Source organism: Sabulibacter ruber, assembly GCF_017355955.1.
Lineage (GTDB): Bacteria > Bacteroidota > Bacteroidia > Cytophagales > Hymenobacteraceae > Nibribacter > Nibribacter ruber_A.
On record NZ_JAFFID010000005.1, the window covers coordinates 58,212 to 74,252 of the forward strand.

The following is a 16,041-nucleotide window of genomic DNA, read 5'->3' on the forward strand; positions in this document are numbered from 1 at the left end:
TAGCTTGCCTGATCGCAGGAAGACAGTTGAATGCTCCCCGTACCAAAGGCAGATACAAGACAGGTAAACCTGGGTTTACCCTCTGTAGCTTCTGTCTTTTATGCAGCCAAACAGAGTAGAAGACAAAAAAAGGGGCCTTAAAGGGCCCCTTGGATAATTTCATCTACCACCGGCGGATCCAGAAGGGTGCTGGTGTCTCCCAGGTTGGAAACATCGCCCTCGGCCACTTTCCGGAGGATGCGACGCATGATCTTGCCCGAGCGGGTCTTTGGCAAACCACTCACCACCTGTATTTTGTCTGGCTTCGCGATTTTTCCGATCTGGTCTACCACCGTCTCAATAACCTCGGCCCGTAGGTTATCCTGGTTTTCAGGCGCCTCTTCGCCGCACACCACAAAGGCGTAAATGCCCTGACCTTTCACCTCGTGCGGGTAGCCCACCACGGCACTTTCTACAATGTGCCTGTTCTGGTTGATGGCGTTCTCAATCTCGGCGGTGCCAAACCGGTGCCCCGATACGTTGATCACGTCATCTACCCGGCCAATGATGCGCCACAAACCATTGGCATCCCGTTTAGCGCCATCGCCGGTAAAATACATGTTTTGGTACGTGCTGAAATAGCTTTGGCGGCAGCGCTCATGATCGCCGTAGGTAGTCCGGATGATGCCCGGCCACGGGAACTTCATGCAGAGGTAGCCTTCTACCTCGTTCTCGGTGATCTCTTCACCGTTCTGGTCCAAAAGAATAGGCTGCACCCCCGGAATAGGGAATCCGGCGTGGCTAGGCTTCATGGGGGTAACGCCGGCCAGCGAGGTCAGCATAATGCCGCCGGTCTCGGTTTGCCACCAGGTGTCTACCACCGGGCAACGTTCTTTCCCCACGTGGATGTGGTACCAGTGCCAGGCCTCCTCGTTGATGGGCTCGCCCACAGAACCCAATACTTTCAGGGAATCTAAACTGTAAGAGAGTACGTGGTCCAGCCCGGCCGCCATCAAAGACCGGATAGCGGTAGGGGCGGTATAGAAAATGTTCACCCCAAATTTGTCAATCACCTGCCAGAAACGGCCGGCATCCGGGAAAGTGGGAACCCCCTCAAACATGAGTGTAGTGGCCCCGGAAAGAAGCGGCCCGTACAGCAGATAGGAGTGACCAGTGATCCAGCCAATATCGGCGGTGCACCAGTAGATGTCGCTCTCGTTGTACTGGAACACGTTCCGGAAGGTGTAGTCTGTGTAAACCATGTAGCCGCCGCAGGTGTGCACCACGCCTTTGGGTTTGCCGGTTGAGCCCGAGGTATACAGGATGAAAAGCAAGTCCTCCGCGTCCATTTCCTCGGCGGGGCAGTGTTTATCAACGTGCTGCAGTTCCTCATGGTACCACACATCGCGGCCTTCCACCATGTTCACGGCCCAGCCAATGCGGTCTACCACAATCACTTTCTCCACGCTGGGGCAATCGGCGATGGCTTCGTCTACCACGCGTTTCACCGGAATCTGCTTAGGCCCGCGGTTGAGACCGTCTGAGGTGAGTACCACTTTGGCCTGGGCATCGTTGATGCGGTCGGCCATGGCGGTATGGGAGAAACCCGCGAAGATCACCGAATGCACCGCGCCAATGCGGGCACAAGCCAGCACGCTGAACGCCAACTCCGGAATCATGGGCATGTAAATGCACACACGGTCGCCTTTCTGCACGCCGTTGCGCTTGAGAATGTTGGCCATCTGGCACACTTTCTCGTGCAGCTCACGGTACGTGAACCGGATGAAGCGCTCCTTGGGGTCATTGGGCTCCCAGATCAGGGCCAGTTTGTTGCCCCGGGTAGCTAGGTGCCGGTCCAGGCAGTTTTCGGTGATATTGAGCTTGCCATTGACAAACCATTTCACGTTGGGTTCCTCGAAGTTCCAATCCAATACCTTGTCCCACTTCTGACGCCAGGTGAAATTCTCGGCGATGCTGGCCCAGAATTCCTCCGGCTGCTCCACACTTTTTCGGTAGGTGTCTTGGTACTCCTCAAAAGATTTTATGCGGTAATCCATTTTGTCAGTTAGTTCGGTTTATGGGCCTAAATATAGAAGTTCTGTTGAGGGAGCCAAGAAATAGACCAAGAAGTGGAGGGTTAAAGGTGTTTTTGGTGTGATTTTTTGAAAATATGGTAAAATTGGTTAGAAATGATGTAGTCGATGTCTTTGAAGCTTCTAACTAATGCGTACGTTTTTTTCTGCTGATGCTAGCGATTTGGCCGCTGATCCAGTGGCTCATGAACTGCTCGTTTCATAGGTACCCTCCGTGCGCTCACGGCCGCGAGGCCCCGTCTTCCCGCATCGCGCTGTACCAGCTTCCTTTGCTCCCTGGCGGTCGCAATGCCTGCGGCACCGGAACCTGCTAAGGCGCTCAACGGAAAGACTGGAATTGGGGAAAGATGCAGAAGCAGTAATGATGGAATCTTGTGATGTTGGAACCGTAGAGACAAGGCACTGCCTTGTCTCCTGCACGCATTGCCTTTCTTCATGGTTCAAGTCTGTGACTTGGACCTACTATGGTGGCAGTTTGTAACTGCCGTGAGGCGCTAGCCTCAATTTCAGTTTTGCTGATCCACTGGCGCGAGCCTCCGGCTCGTGTCCGCACGTATTCCAGAACGACTTCTTCTACTGGATTCCTCACCAATCAACCTCTTCCTTTTCAATATTTCTTGCCCATCAACCCAGAGTCTTTTATTTCGGAGGACAGATGGATGTTTACCTCTGCAGAGCAGGATGCAAATGAAAAAGCCGTTTCGGGGCTGCTTTTCTGTAAACAGCCCCGAAACGGCTTCCTTTAAACTACAGATTGAGGTCTATTCAGCACCCACGCCCAAATACGTTCTCAATTTTTCGGACTCAAATTTGGCGGCGGCGGTGGATTCTGGTTTTAGGATAGAAACCAGAATTCCCATCAGAAACGCACCTGACATAGAGACCATGGCCGGGTTCTTGAGCGGGAAAATAGCTTCCTCGTAGCCCATGATGTCTACCATAATGGTGGGGCTCAACACAATCAAAATGAGGGACAAAGCGGCACCGGTGGCAATGCTCCAAACCGCACCCTGCGTGGTGAAGCGCTTCCAGATGATGGACATGAGCAGGGCCGGAAAGTTGGCGCTGGCTGCAATGGAGAAAGCCAGACCCACCATGAAAGCCACGTTCTGGCCTTTGAACACCAAGCCCAGCAAAATGGAAAGGATACCCAGCGCAATGGTGGCGCGCTTGGCTACTTTAATTTCGCCTTTCTCGTCAGACACACCGTTTTTGAACACGTGCACATACAAGTCATGGGAAATACTGGAGGCCCCCGATAAGGTAAGTCCGGCTACCACGGCCAGAATGGTGGCGAACGCCACGGCGGCAATGAAGCCCAGGAAGGCAGTGCCGCCGGTTTGCTCCGCTAAGAGCAGCGCAGCCATGTTGCCGCCTTTGTCAATGCCTTCGATGGCCGGTTTGCCCACCAATGCCATCGCCGAGAACCCGATCAGAAACGTGAGCAGATAGAAGTACCCGATAAACCCAGTAGCCACGAAAACCGATTTACGGGCGGCTTTGGCATCTGGCACCGTGTAGAAACGCATGAGGATGTGGGGCAGTCCGGCAGTTCCCAGCATCAGGGCCAGCCCTAAAGAAAGCGCATCAAAGGGATTACTGATATAACCACCCGGGGCAAGCATCTCCTGGCCGTAGTTGGTGCTCACGGCTTCTAGCAAATAGGAGGGTCTGAAATCAAATTTAGAAAGCGAAAGCAGCACCAATACCGTGGCACCGCTCAGCAGCAGCACCGCCTTGATAATCTGCACCCAGGTAGTGGCAATCATACCGCCAAACAGCACGTACAGGGTCATCACGCAGCCTACTACCAGCACCGCAATCTCATAATCCAGCCCGAAGAGCGTTTTGATCAAGCCGCCCGCGCCCACCATTTGGGCAATCAGGTAGAAAGCGATGGTCATAAGCGAGCCCACTGAGGAAACAATCCGGATGGGGCGCTGCCGCAGGCGGAAGGCCACCACATCGGCAAAGGTGTATTTACCCAGGTTACGGAGCGGCTCGGCAATCAGGAACATGATCAAAGGCCAGCCCACCAGGAAGCCAATGGAATAAATCAGGCCGTCGTAGCCTTTGGTGGCCACCATGCCGGCAATGCCCAGGAAAGAGGCGGCGCTCATATAATCGCCGGCCAGGGCCAGCCCGTTTTGGAAGCCCGAGATGCTGCGGCCGGCGGCGTAAAACTCAGAGCCGGTCTTGGTTTTCTTGGCGGCCCAGTACGTGATGTAGAGCGTGACGGCCACAAAAAGGAAAAACATGCCAATGGAAACCGGGTTGGCGGTGCCCAGCGTGGACACCCCCGCAGATGCTTGCAGGAGAAGAGACAATAACATGGAAGTAGAGGCTAATTTTAGAGGTAGAAGGGAGACTATTGGATCTTGTTTTTCAGGTTTTCCACCGAGGTGTCATACTTGTTATTGGCCCAAAAAACGTAAACTCCGGTCAAAAGCCAGGCAAACAGAATGATGCCCAGCCCCACCGGAATAGCCAACGTGGTGTATTCTCCAATCCTGGTAGCCAGCACTTCCTTGTTAAACGCCACCAACAGCAGAAACCCGAAATACACCACCAGCATGGTGAAGGTAAGGACCAGCGAGACCGACCATCGCTGCTTTACCAGTTTCTTAAAATCAGGGCTCTCCAATAATTCATGAGTGGTACGGGGCTGTTGGTTCATAAGGCTAAGTGTTACATGTTAGGGTTAAAAGGAAAAAGGTAAGAGAAATAGAAAGCGTTATCTAGATTCCCGATGGAGAAAAAATCAGGAAACAGACCGCATAATTTAATGAGTTATCTCTAAACAGTAATATAGTTTAACCGAATTATTTGCCTTCTTTGCCTGTTTGTTTAAAGAATTGATAAAAATGTTTTACCATGCTAATCGCAAATCATAGCGGAAACCTGTTGGAGGTGGGTCTGGACGAGGCTGGCCGAGGATGTCTGGCCGGACCGGTGGTAGCCGCCGCGGTGGTATTGCCCCTGGATTTTTTCCACCCCTTGCTCACCGATTCCAAGCAGCTGAGCGCGAAACAGCGGGAGCAATTGCGGGAAGAAGTATGCAAGGAAGCCCTGCACTGGGCCGTGGCCGAGGTGAGCCCGCAGGAGATTGACGAGATCAACATCCTGAACGCTTCCTTTCTGGCCATGCACCGCGCCTTGGACCAGTTAACGATTACCCCGGAGTACCTGCTGGTAGACGGCAACCGGTTTAAGCGCTACAAAGAGGTGCCGCACGCCTGCATGGTGAAAGGCGATGGCCGTTTTTACAGCATTGCGGCGGCTTCCATTCTGGCCAAAACGCACCGCGATGACCTGATGAGCACCCTGGGGCTGGAGTTCCCGCACTACAAATGGCACCAGAACGCGGGCTACCCCACCAAGGCGCACCGGAACGCTATCTCGGAGCACGGCGTGTCCCCGCACCACCGGGTATCTTTCAAACTTCTGGCCGAGGACCAACCCAGCCTTTTCGCGGAGCCGTTTTAGGGCTAGTTTCTGAAAATTACTACCGTAGAGACAAGGCACTGCCCTGTCTCCCCACGTATTGCCTTGTTTCACCACGTTCCGCTGGCCTCACGAGAAAAGGAGCAGTTTTAAGGTTCGTTTGAAGAAACCAGATAAAAAGCCGAGAGGCGTTTCAGAGCCGATTTCCCAGAATCAGCCCCGAAACGCCTCTCGGCTTTAAAATAGAAAGATATTACTGGGGTTTCAGTTTCAGCAGGTCAAGGAAGAGGCTGAAGCTATCCAGGCTGGAGGCTCCATCGTTGAAGGTGTCAAAGGTGAGCGGTTTTACAATGTAACCGTTCACGCGCAGGTTCTGGGCGGCAAATCTGTCTGAGTCCTCGTTGGAGGTGGTCATGATAAATACATTCAGGTGAGAAAGCAGAGGGTCTTGCCGGATTTCGGTCAACAACTCAATACCGTTCATTCTGGGCATATTTATGTCTAACAGGATAATGCTGGGCAACGGATCTAACTTTGGGGTGCCGGGCTCACCCCGTAACATAGCTAGGGCCTCGCGTCCGTTTTTGGCTTTGTGTAGCGGCACCATCACCTTGAGTTTTCTTAACTCCCGTTCCACACTCATGGCGTCAAGGTAATCGTCTTCCACTAACAAAATACTAGGTTGCGAATCACTCATAGTTACTTTTTTAGGTACAGGTAAATTCAAATATAAAAGGTAATCAGGCGTTGGCCAACTTTACTTTTGGCCAGGTAAAGGTGAAGGTAGAGCCTTTACCTACTGCAGATGAGACTCTTATGGAGCCCCCGTGGCTGTCAATTATTTTTTTCACAATGGCCAGGCCCACCCCGGTACTCTCCACGGCATCGCGCTCCTGCAAGGTCTGGAATAGCACAAAAATGCGGTCATGGTACTCTTCTTCAATGCCGGGCCCGTCATCGGTCACTGAGAATTCATGGAAATTTTCCAGTTCCTGGTAGCCAATGGTCACGTGGCCCCGGGTGTTATGGTGGTACTTGATAGCGTTACTGATGAGGTTAGAGAAAACCTGCTGCAACTCTACCTTAGCTGCCTGCACCACCGGTAACCGTTCCGGAATGTGTACCTGGAACCCGGCGGGAGGGCTGACCATGTCTATGACTTCATACAAAATCGCCTGAACGTCTACTATTTCCTGGGGCAGGCTGGTACGACCAATGCGGGCCAGGGCCAGAATTCCGTTAATGAGGTTTTCCATGCGGTGCACCCGTATGCGCATCATCATGAGGTACTCCTGAATGTGGCCGGGCAGTTCTTTGCCCATGTCTTCCTCAACCCAGCGCGAAGCATTCTCAATGCCACGCAACGGGGCTTTCAAGTCATGGGAAACAACGTAGGCAAACTGGTCCAGCTCTTTGTTTTTGCTCTCCAGGGCCGTAATGGTCTTGTCAATGGTAGAGGCCATGCGGTTCAGGGAGTTGGTGAGGCGGGTGAGTTCGTCGTTGGCATCGTCCTCAATCTGGGTTTTGTATTCGCCGTGGGAGATTTTATCGGCCAGGTTCACCATCTTCAGGATACGGCGCGAGATAAGGCGGGTGATGTAGTACGCCCAACCCAGGCCCAGTAATACTGAGATAACCGTTAGCGTAGTGGAGATGCGGCGGGTGTTGGCAATACTTTTCTGCAGCCGTTTGTTACGCTCCTCGCGCACCTTGTATTCTATGCTGTTGAAGTCTTTGAAGTAAATGCGCATCTGGTCTGTGATGCGCTTGCCTTCTTCGTTCAAGACCAGAAAGCCGTGTTCCAGAGAGTTGATGCCCGTAATGGTATGGCCTTTCTCTACTTCCTTGGTTTTTTCCTGAATCAGGAGCTCAGAGAACTCATTGAGCCATTTCTTGTGAAGGTCTTCTATCTGTTTCACCCGGCGCAACTGCTCGGGTTCATCCTGCATGTACTTCTTGAGCAGATCAAACTGGGCGGGCAGAAGCGGGGCGGCAGTGTAATAGGGCTCCAGAAAGGTTTTGTTGCCGGTGAGCAGGTAACCACGCATACCGGTTTCCATGTCAATCAGGTTCCGGTGCAAAGAAGCCGAGGTGCGCGTAATATTCTGAGATTCTGTCACGAACGCCGAGTTGGCAATCACGTCTTCAGACAACTGGTAATTGACAATGGCTACCGAGGTAAAAAGGAGTGAAATAAGAACAAAGCCTGCGAAGAGCTTGGTTGATAGATTCATGTAGTGTGCGCTAGGAATGACGTTTCCGTCACTCGGGTAGTATACAGAAACAGCCGTTCTTTCCTGGTCTGGGAAAAGCCGGCTGCGCAAAAATAGATTTTTTACGGTACTTACACCGCCATAGGTTTATAAGAGTACTCTTCCAGCAAGGCCTGCCCAGTAGTTGTGGCGCAACCGCGCAGGTAGTAGACAATCACCCCTTTAAACAACTCCTGGTACTCAAACGCCAAAGAGGGAAACAGTTGCGGGTTAAGCAATCCCTGGAGCAGGTTCAGAAGCACCCGTACCACAATCTCCGGCCTAAGGTCTTGCTGCAGGTATCCTTCCTTCATGCACTGGGTTAGTAACGGAAGCATATAGTCCTGGGCTAGCTGCCGCATGAACAATTCCAGCCGAGACCAGGACCTAGGGTAGAAATCGCGCAGATCCTGCACAAACACGGGGCTGAAAGAATAGACCTCCTCCACGCTGAACTGAAGCAACTGCAACAAGGCTTCCATAGGGTTTTCGGCCTCTTCTACCACACTTTCGGCCACAGCCTGGCGTACATGCAGAGAGTGGGCAATGCACCGCTGCACCAGGTCTTTCCTGGAAGTCGCAATCTCATGCAAAGTGCCCCTGGAGATATCCAGCGCTTCTAACAAAGCTTCTGTTGAGGTGTTCTGGATTCCCTTTTGCTCAAAGAGGATCAACGCCTCGTTTAGTATCGTTTCCCTGAAACTCATGCCGCCACCATTAAACGTACCAGTGCGTTACCACAGAATTCCTTTGCCTTACAACTGAGAAAAGAAGATTGAAAACCAACCAGACAGATAGGGTATGCAGGAATCGTACTAACTAGAAAAGCATACGGGAGCACCTCTTGTTACGTTTTATACTATAAGGGAAAATGCTGTAACATTAAGATGAAAATCAAAGGGTTATGAAGCTGTTTTGCTACTAAAGGAGGATTTTCAACCATTGGGAGGGTATTTTACACTTGAAATGAGTTGATCTGAGAAACGCGGCCGTTGTACTTTTCTATGGAGATTGTAGCAGCGAAATCTCTTGTAATCCAACGGTTTTGGAACTGGCCCGGCACAGAGGCCGAAGGTTTAGAAACCCAACCTTATTTCATACTTTTGCCTTTCTATTACCGAGTTTCCTAAATCAATTATACATGGAATTGAAGAAAATTGCCCTGAATGATGTGCACGAAGCCTTGGGTGCTAAAATGGTGCCTTTCGCGGGTTACAACATGCCTGTCCGTTACAGCTCTGACCTGGATGAGCACCATACCGTACGGAAAGCAGTTGGTATTTTTGACGTGTCGCACATGGGCGAGTTCCTGGTTTCCGGTCCGCAGGCCCTGGACCTGATCCAGCGCATAACCACCAACGATGCCTCCAAGCTCACCCCGGGTAAAATCCAGTACTCCTGCCTTCCAAACGCTGAGGGCGGCATTGTGGATGACCTGTTGGTGTACTGCCTGGCCCCCGAGGAATACATGCTGGTGGTGAACGCCTCCAACATTGAGAAAGACTGGAACTGGATAAACCAATTTAACACCAATGGCGCCGAGCTGAAGAATGTCTCCGATGAGATGTCTTTGTTTGCCGTTCAGGGCCCTAAAGCCGTTGACGCGCTGCAAAGCCTGACTCCGGTAGACCTGAAAAACATGGTGTACTACACCTTTGACAAAGGCACCTTCGCCGGACAGCCCGACGTGATTATCTCGGCTACGGGTTACACCGGTGCCGGCGGATTTGAGATCTACGTACCCAACGAGAGCGCCAAAGAGGTGTTCCAGAAGATCATGGAAGCCGGTGCCGAATACGGTATTAAGCCGATTGGCTTAGGTGCCCGCGATACCCTCCGTCTGGAGATGGGCTACTGCCTCTACGGCAACGACATCACCGATTCTACCTCGCCCCTGGAAGCCGGTCTGGGCTGGATCACCAAATTCAACAAAGACTTCACCAACGCGCAGAACCTCAAAACCCAGAAAGAGCAGGGCGTGAGCCGGAAGCTTATCGGGTTTGAGATGATGGAGCAGGGCATTCCGCGTAGCCACTACGAGATCGTGAACGCCGAGGGCGCCACCATCGGCGAAGTGACCTCGGGCACCATGTCGCCGTCGTTGGGCAAAGGTGTGGGCTTGGGCTACGTGCAGAATGAGTTCACCGCTCCCGGCAGCGAGATCTTCATCAAGGTGCGTAACAAACAGCTCAAAGCTCAGGTAGTGAAACTGCCTTTCTACAAACCAACTGTATAAGTTCTGAGTCTTGAGTCATGAGTCCTGAGTCAATTGATTTTTCCGGCTCAAGACGCAGAACCCTCTATTGGCGTTTAGCGGCTGTTTTCCCAGAAACAGCTCCTAAACGCCAACTTTTTTAAAGACTCAGGACTCAGAACTCAAGACTCAGAACTCTTTTCCCATGCCTTCTTTAGATGTTTGTTTCAGCCCCGAGCTGTTGCACCTGTATAATTTAACCGGCAAGATTGCCGTAGTAGTGGATGTGCTGCGGGCCACCTCCAGCATGGTGACTGCGCTGTCGCACGGTGTTGCCCACATTACGCCCGTGAGCGAACTGGAGGCTTGCCTCGCTTACCGCGACCAGGGCTACCTGGTGGCCGCCGAGCGCGAAGGCCTCAAAGCCGATGGGTTTGACCTGGGCAATTCCCCGTTCCATTACCTGGAGGAAGACCGCACCGGCCGTTTCCTGGCCATCACCACCACCAACGGCACCAAAGCCATGCGCCTGTCCAGCTCCGCCGATGAAGTCCTGGCCGGCGCTTTCCTCAACGTGGGCGCCATCGCCGACTACGTGCGGAAAGCCGGGAAAGACGTGGTAGTAGTCTGCGCCGGATGGAAAGGCCTCTTCAACCTGGAAGACACCCTGTTTGCAGGCGCCCTTGCCGACCGCCTGCAAGGTGATTTCACGTTTGACCACGATGCTACCCAAGCCGCCTGGCACCTCTACACCACCGCCAAGCCCGATATGATGGGCTTCCTGGCCAATGCCTCGCACGTGCAGCGCATGAAGCGCCTGGACATCCTAAAAGACACCGAGTTCTGCCTGCAGGAAGACGTGTACACCGTGGTGCCCATCCTGAAAGGCGATTTCCTGGTGCCCGCTGAGCTCGCGTAATCACCAAGGAGCACGCGTTTGTGCCTTCTTTCTGTTTTCGGGCTGATTTTTAGAAATCGGTCCGAAAACAGAAAGAAGGCATTTTCATTTGAAAGGAAAGTGCGGGTTTCTAATGCGCCGAATGCTTTCCGAAGGGATCCTGCAACTGCACATCAAAGGCCAGGTAAGAAGTTTTGTGCCCATGCGGCTTGAACTGTTCCATCAGACCTAAATCCACACTCAGCGGCGAATGGGCGAACACATGCCGGAAATAAAGGGATAACCGGTCCTCGGTGAAATGGTAAGCAGACCAAGTGTTCTCCTTGGTTTTATCCGTCACGGTCAATACCTCGTTTCCCCCGATCAGGAAATTGCTGTGGGCCTGGTTCAGGGGAATACTGGCTTGCGCCTTCAGCCTGATCCTGATTTCCTTGGGCGTTGCGAGGGGCGTTTCTGAAGACTGATAGAAACTGCGCCACTCGGGCCGGAAAGTATAGGTTATAGCCACCCGCTTCAACTGATGCTTGTACTGTAGCCGGCTGTAAAAGCGCACTTCCTTCTTATGGGCCGGGTCCTCCCGTTCATAGGGCGGCTCCGATGAATACTCATTCTGCCGCCGAAAACTTCCCGCCACTGAGAATTGCCAGTGGGAGTTTACGCCATAACTTATTTCCTCGTTCAGCACCAGCAATCCCTGCTTCTTGAACAAAGCCCAATTGTCAGGGTCGCTTTCCCGGGCCACTCCTACATAAGTGCTGGACACCCACCGTGTTCCCAGATGTTGCGTCAATCCAATGGCTCCCCAACTGACGCCCTTGGTGGAACCTACGCCCGGCGGAGAAATCTGGGCATGCGCTGAGCTAATGAGAAGAATAAATAGAATGGCTACCAATCCCGGGCGGAGAAAGGTTAAATGTGCCGAGACGCGGTAATAGGGAGTAGGGGAGGTGTTGTAAGGAGTGGAGGTTTTACGCATAGTTTCTTTCAGTTAAAGGTTATCTCAAGGACCTTGCAAAGTCAGGTCAAAGAGACAGCCTAATACTGGAAGAAATTGGGAAGAAATAAATAAGCTTTAAGACGTGGGTTTGCCCTCTTCACAAGAACCCGTTTCAAGGCTGGTTTCAGGAAAAGCAGCCTTGAAACGAATACTTTGCTTTAAGTAAACACTTACCCTCGCTCGCGTCCCGCGAGTGTGAGTTTTCTTGCGGCCTCTGGCCGCGTTGAAGATGTACACAGCAGTTTTAGCACAGCGGCGGGACGCCGCGTAAAAGCTCACACTCGCGGGACGCGAGCGAGGACCATTAATAACTACCGCAGTTTGGGGTTGTTCTGGTGCCGGTCTTTGTCGCGGGAGGTGCGTTTCTCCATGCCTTTGGCGAAGGCCTCGGTGAGGTTTACGCCGGTTTGGTTCGCCAGCGCGATGAGCACGAACAAAACATCGGCCATCTCCGCGCCCAGGTCCACGTCCTCGTCGCTTTTCTTGAACGACTGATCGCCGTAGCGCCGTGCAATGATGCGGGCCACTTCGCCCACTTCCTCAGTGAGAATGGCCAGGTTGGTCAGTTCGGAGAAATACCGCACGCCCACGTCTTTGATCCAGGTATCTACGGCTTGTTGTGCTTCTTCTAAGGTCATTTTTTTTTGTACTAATTTGAAAATGTGCTAATGTGCTAATTAGGGAATGTGCTGAGGTGTTGATGAAGGTTGTTTTGAGGCTATTTTCTAAAAACAGTTGAAATAGAGTTCTAAAAACAATCAGCAATGAACAATCAGCAATCAAATTACTCCCGGTTCTGCGAATCCATTGTGATGGTCACAGGACCGTCGTTGACCAGAGCCACTTTCATGTCGGCACCGAAAATGCCGGTGGGGATGGGTTTGCCCAGTTCTTTTTCCAATAGCTGGTGAAACTGCTCGTACAGCGGGATGGCTACGGTGGGTGGGGCGGCGTTGATGTAGGAGGGGCGGTTGCCTTTCTTGGTTAGGGCGTACAGCGTGAACTGGCTGATGAGCAAGATGCCGCCATTTACGTCCTGCACACTCAGGTTCATTTTGTCCTCATCGTCAGAGAAAATCCGGAGCTGGGCAATCTTTTTGGCGGTCCAGGTTAGGTCCTCTTGGGTATCTGAATTGGTGAAGCCGGCAAGTACCAGCAGGCCCTGGCTAATCTGGCCGTTTATGTTTCCTTCAATGGTGACAGATGCCTCAGACACCCGTTGAATCACTACGCGCATAATCAGTTTTTAAGAGGAAGGACGATTGGTTGGTTTCACATAGTTTAAGAAAAAGAGGTGAAAAAACATTCACTTCTTCCCTCAATCACTCCTTCACTCATTCATAAAAGGGGCAAGTTAAAAAGAAAACCGGCAGGCAAGCGGGTTGGAGCGGTATTCTTCATTTTTAGGGGCAGAAAGCTGAAGCGGAGGTTTTTCCATTATTTTTGTGTTCCTAACCCTTCAAGGATGCCGAAAAAAACGATTTACTGGCTGTGTGGTGTGGTAGTGCTGTTGGCGCTGGGATTCTATGGGTTCTCAAAATGGACGGAGGCACGCGAAAAGGTGAGCCTCTGGACGCTGGTACCCGATAATGCCGTTTTCGTGGTAGAAACCAACAATGCACCTCGGTTCATTGACCACCTGAAGCAAACCGATCTGTGGACAACGGTGTCGCAGATGCCCTATGTGCTGCGGCTGGATGACCAGATAAAACTGCTGGATAGCCTTTCCACCGGGCGTAATCAGCTCCGTAATTTCCTGACCAAGAAGAACGTGCTGGTGTCTATGCACGTGTTGGGCCGCTCTGAGTACGAGGTAATTTATTACGTGCCGGTGAGTACCGTGGCGCAGCACCGTTACATCCGTACGCTGGTGGAGAACCTGAGCAAAAGCGGCGAGTACCGGCAGGAGATCAGGGATTACCAGGGCTTCCAGATCACAGACATCACCCACGTCAGCAATAACAACAATCTATCGTACTTCAGTTACCATAATAACCTGGTCATCAGCCCCAGTCCGGTGCTGGTGGAGGAGATCATCAGAAAGATCAACCGGGGGCAGCTGGAGTCGCCGGCCAAAGATTACAAGAACACCAATTACCTCACACAGCCAGACGTGTACGCCAACGTCTTCATCAACTACCAGCACCTGCCCGATTTATTGGGTGTTTTCCTGAAAAAGGACCTGATGGACGATGTAAACCTGCTCAGCAGCCTCTGCCGCAACAGCATGCTGGAGTTGAAGCTAGACAACAACCGGTTGTTCATGAACGGTTTCTCGCACCCAGAAACGGTGGAGGGCTCTCTGTTCAGCCGGGTGAAGGGGCACCAGGCTAGGTCCTTTGCCATGCGCGAGGTATTGCCGTTGCGGGCGGCTGTGGTGCTGCACATGGGCTTAAACCAGATGGGGTCTTTGCGTAAAGAACCTGGCCAACCTCAGGGTACTTTCTTGGATTCTTTGTCGGGGTCCTTTGCCGGCGAGTTGGGGCTTTGCTACCTGGAAGCCTATGATACCAAGACCAGCCCGGAGAAAATCCTGTTCGCCCAGGCGTCTAACCCGGCGTTTACCCAGCAACTGCTCAACCGACTGCAACCGGGCCGTACCGCCGGAACCGAGGAAAAACACGGAAACAAGGTCATCAGGCTGCTTACCACCAAAGAATTGCCGCAGCAACTGTTCGGGAATCTGTTCAAGGGCTTTGAGCAAACGTATTATACCACCCTGGGGAATTACATTCTGTTCACCGATGACGTGGCCACCATGCGTACCCTGCTCACCGATGTGGATGAGGGCAAAGTGTGGAGCAAATCAGAGGCCATGGAGCCTTTGCTGACCCAGTCACAGCAGGAAGACAATGTAGGGCTGTTCATCAACACCAGCCATGCCTGGAATTTGCTTTTGCGCGCCATGAGCCCGCAGCAGCAGGTGAGTTTGGTGAGGAACAGCTCGGTTATCAAGAAATTCAACTACTTCAGCGTTCAGTTCAGCGCGGCAGAGAACCGGTATTATACCAGCTACCTGATAAGGCACCAGACCGAATCGGCGGTGAAGAAAGTGCTGGCTAACCAGGGCATCCGGCAGGAGAGTGCCTTCAATTTCACTAGCCGGTTGGTGTCAGCCCCGTTTTTCACCAAGTTCCCCGTAGATAACAGCGAGGAAGTGGTGGTGCAGGACTCGGCCAATGTGCTGTACGGCATAGGCGCGGAGCAGGGCCGCCGCAACTGGACCGATTCCCTGGAGGCGCGCATTATGGGGCCGGTGCTGCAATTACCGTATGGGGCAGACAAACGGCAGAAATACTTTTTTGCCACTACTACCAGCATCCACTGCATTGATAAGAACGGAAACGAGCAGGAAAACTTCCCTTTTATCTTAGGTGATACAATCCGGTTGCAGCGCCTCACGGTGTTTGACTATGATAAGAACGGCAACTACCGCCTGGCCGCCGATGATAACCTGGGCAACCTTTTCATTCTGGACATGCAAGGCAACCTGCAGTCAGGTTGGAGCCCTATGCGCCTGGACGGTCGCTTGGCCGCTGCCCCGCAGCATGTAAAGGTGAACGGCCGCAATGTGTTGCTGGTGGTACTGGAGAATGGCCTGGTTTACGCCTTTGGCGAGCAGGGAGAACCTTATCCGGGCTTCCCGATCAACCTGAATGCGAGCCTGCGGTCCGGGTTGTTTCCTAAGTTGGGCATTTCCTTCCGCCGTTCGCTCTTCACTACTGTTACCTTGAGCGGGGAAGTGATCACGTTTGATTTGACCGGAGAGATTCTGCAGCGCCAGCAGTTATTACGCCCAGACCGACGCAGCACCTTTAAACTGGTGCCCGAGGCTAACGGAACGTCTTACATCATTGCCCGCTCAGATCCGGGTAGGGTAGCGCTCTTCGCGCAGGATGGGAAACTGCTGCTGGACCGGCGCTTTGTGACGTCTTCGGCCAAGGAGGTGCAGTATTTCCATTTCGGGGGAGACCGCAAACTGTACGTGATCTGGGAAACCGGAACGCGCAAAGCGTACCTGTACGATGTGCAGGCTCAGCCCTTGGGCCAGGACCCTATCAATACCAGCTATCCGGTGAGCGTGCGCTACAACGAGGTACAGAACCAGTTCACCGTTTTCTCCTCTTATAACAAGCTTCTGCAGAAAACCATTGTGCAAGGCCGGTAACCCAACCGCATTAGGT

The 16,041-nt window shown here is 52.6% G+C and carries 13 protein-coding genes; 4 read left to right on the top strand and 9 right to left on the bottom strand.

All coding sequences use genetic code 11. The features are described 5' to 3' along the window. Positions 1–137: 137 nt before the first annotated feature. The 3 genes from acs to JT719_RS20300 form a co-directional block, all read right to left on the bottom strand. Positions 138–2,036 (bottom strand): acetate--CoA ligase, encoded by a 1,899-nt coding sequence (gene acs, locus JT719_RS20290; RefSeq protein WP_207435584.1) that lies wholly within the window; start codon positions 2,034–2,036, stop codon positions 138–140. A gap of 797 nt (positions 2,037–2,833) precedes the next feature. Beyond that, positions 2,834–4,405 (bottom strand): sodium:solute symporter family transporter, encoded by a 1,572-nt coding sequence (locus JT719_RS20295; RefSeq protein ID WP_207435585.1) that lies wholly within the window; start codon positions 4,403–4,405, stop codon positions 2,834–2,836. 35 nt (positions 4,406–4,440) lie between these two features. Beyond that, entirely contained in the window at positions 4,441–4,749 is a 309-nt protein-coding gene (locus JT719_RS20300) for a DUF485 domain-containing protein (RefSeq protein WP_207435586.1), read from the bottom strand. Positions 4,750–4,946: 197 nt separating this feature from the next. On the opposite strand from JT719_RS20300, the gene JT719_RS20305 reads away from it, so the two are divergent. Beyond that, complete coding sequence (locus tag JT719_RS20305) at positions 4,947–5,558, top strand: ribonuclease HII (RefSeq protein WP_207435587.1); 612 nt, start codon at positions 4,947–4,949, stop codon at positions 5,556–5,558. 211 nt (positions 5,559–5,769) lie between these two features. Here the strand turns inward: JT719_RS20305 and JT719_RS20310 are convergent, their stop codons facing one another. The 3 genes from JT719_RS20310 to JT719_RS20320 form a co-directional block, all read right to left on the bottom strand. Next, positions 5,770–6,213: a response regulator gene (locus tag JT719_RS20310; protein ID WP_207435588.1), complete on the bottom strand. Its 444-nt coding sequence runs from the start codon at positions 6,211–6,213 to the stop codon at positions 5,770–5,772. Between the two features lie 43 nt (positions 6,214–6,256). Beyond that, positions 6,257–7,750, bottom strand: a complete 1,494-nt coding sequence (locus tag JT719_RS20315; protein WP_207435589.1) for a sensor histidine kinase — start codon at positions 7,748–7,750, stop codon at positions 6,257–6,259. 110 nt (positions 7,751–7,860) lie between these two features. Next, positions 7,861–8,475 (bottom strand): TetR/AcrR family transcriptional regulator, encoded by a 615-nt coding sequence (locus JT719_RS20320; protein ID WP_207435590.1) that lies wholly within the window; start codon positions 8,473–8,475, stop codon positions 7,861–7,863. Positions 8,476–8,909: 434 nt separating this feature from the next. On the opposite strand from JT719_RS20320, the gene gcvT reads away from it, so the two are divergent. Further along, positions 8,910–10,004: a glycine cleavage system aminomethyltransferase GcvT gene (gene gcvT, locus JT719_RS20325; protein ID WP_207435591.1), complete on the top strand. Its 1,095-nt coding sequence runs from the start codon at positions 8,910–8,912 to the stop codon at positions 10,002–10,004. A gap of 163 nt (positions 10,005–10,167) precedes the next feature. After that, positions 10,168–10,881 (top strand): 2-phosphosulfolactate phosphatase, encoded by a 714-nt coding sequence (locus tag JT719_RS20330; protein ID WP_207435592.1) that lies wholly within the window; start codon positions 10,168–10,170, stop codon positions 10,879–10,881. Positions 10,882–10,990: 109 nt separating this feature from the next. Here JT719_RS20330 and JT719_RS20335 read toward each other — a convergent pair whose 3' ends face one another. From JT719_RS20335 to dtd, 3 genes are all read right to left on the bottom strand, one after another. Beyond that, positions 10,991–11,836 (bottom strand): DUF2490 domain-containing protein, encoded by an 846-nt coding sequence (locus JT719_RS20335; protein WP_207435593.1) that lies wholly within the window; start codon positions 11,834–11,836, stop codon positions 10,991–10,993. A 332-nt stretch (positions 11,837–12,168) separates the two neighbouring features. Beyond that, on the bottom strand, positions 12,169–12,495 hold the full coding sequence (locus JT719_RS20340; protein ID WP_207435594.1) for a nucleotide pyrophosphohydrolase: 327 nt from the start codon (positions 12,493–12,495) through the stop codon (positions 12,169–12,171). 146 nt (positions 12,496–12,641) lie between these two features. Beyond that, a complete protein-coding gene (dtd, locus tag JT719_RS20345) occupies positions 12,642–13,094 on the bottom strand; it encodes a D-aminoacyl-tRNA deacylase (protein WP_207435595.1) in 453 nt (150 codons plus the stop codon). A gap of 228 nt (positions 13,095–13,322) precedes the next feature. On the opposite strand from dtd, the gene JT719_RS20350 reads away from it, so the two are divergent. Further along, entirely contained in the window at positions 13,323–16,025 is a 2,703-nt protein-coding gene (locus JT719_RS20350; protein WP_207435596.1) for a hypothetical protein, read from the top strand. The last annotated feature ends 16 nt before the right edge of the window (positions 16,026–16,041 follow it).

Excerpts from the sequence above, each read along its gene's own strand:
- acs (WP_207435584.1), bottom strand. The coding sequence starts at position 2,036 with ATGGATTACCGCATAAAATCTTTTGAGGAGTACCAAGACACCTACCGA.
- JT719_RS20295 (WP_207435585.1), bottom strand. The coding sequence starts at position 4,405 with ATGTTATTGTCTCTTCTCCTGCAAGCATCTGCGGGGGTGTCCACGCTG.
- JT719_RS20300 (WP_207435586.1), bottom strand. The coding sequence starts at position 4,749 with ATGAACCAACAGCCCCGTACCACTCATGAATTATTGGAGAGCCCTGAT.
- JT719_RS20305 (WP_207435587.1), top strand. The coding sequence starts at position 4,947 with ATGCTAATCGCAAATCATAGCGGAAACCTGTTGGAGGTGGGTCTGGAC.
- JT719_RS20310 (WP_207435588.1), bottom strand. The coding sequence starts at position 6,213 with ATGAGTGATTCGCAACCTAGTATTTTGTTAGTGGAAGACGATTACCTT.
- JT719_RS20315 (WP_207435589.1), bottom strand. The coding sequence starts at position 7,750 with ATGAATCTATCAACCAAGCTCTTCGCAGGCTTTGTTCTTATTTCACTC.
- JT719_RS20320 (WP_207435590.1), bottom strand. The coding sequence starts at position 8,475 with ATGAGTTTCAGGGAAACGATACTAAACGAGGCGTTGATCCTCTTTGAG.
- gcvT (WP_207435591.1), top strand. The coding sequence starts at position 8,910 with ATGGAATTGAAGAAAATTGCCCTGAATGATGTGCACGAAGCCTTGGGT.
- JT719_RS20330 (WP_207435592.1), top strand. The coding sequence starts at position 10,168 with ATGCCTTCTTTAGATGTTTGTTTCAGCCCCGAGCTGTTGCACCTGTAT.
- JT719_RS20335 (WP_207435593.1), bottom strand. The coding sequence starts at position 11,836 with ATGCGTAAAACCTCCACTCCTTACAACACCTCCCCTACTCCCTATTAC.
- JT719_RS20340 (WP_207435594.1), bottom strand. The coding sequence starts at position 12,495 with ATGACCTTAGAAGAAGCACAACAAGCCGTAGATACCTGGATCAAAGAC.
- dtd (WP_207435595.1), bottom strand. The coding sequence starts at position 13,094 with ATGCGCGTAGTGATTCAACGGGTGTCTGAGGCATCTGTCACCATTGAA.
- JT719_RS20350 (WP_207435596.1), top strand. The coding sequence starts at position 13,323 with ATGCCGAAAAAAACGATTTACTGGCTGTGTGGTGTGGTAGTGCTGTTG.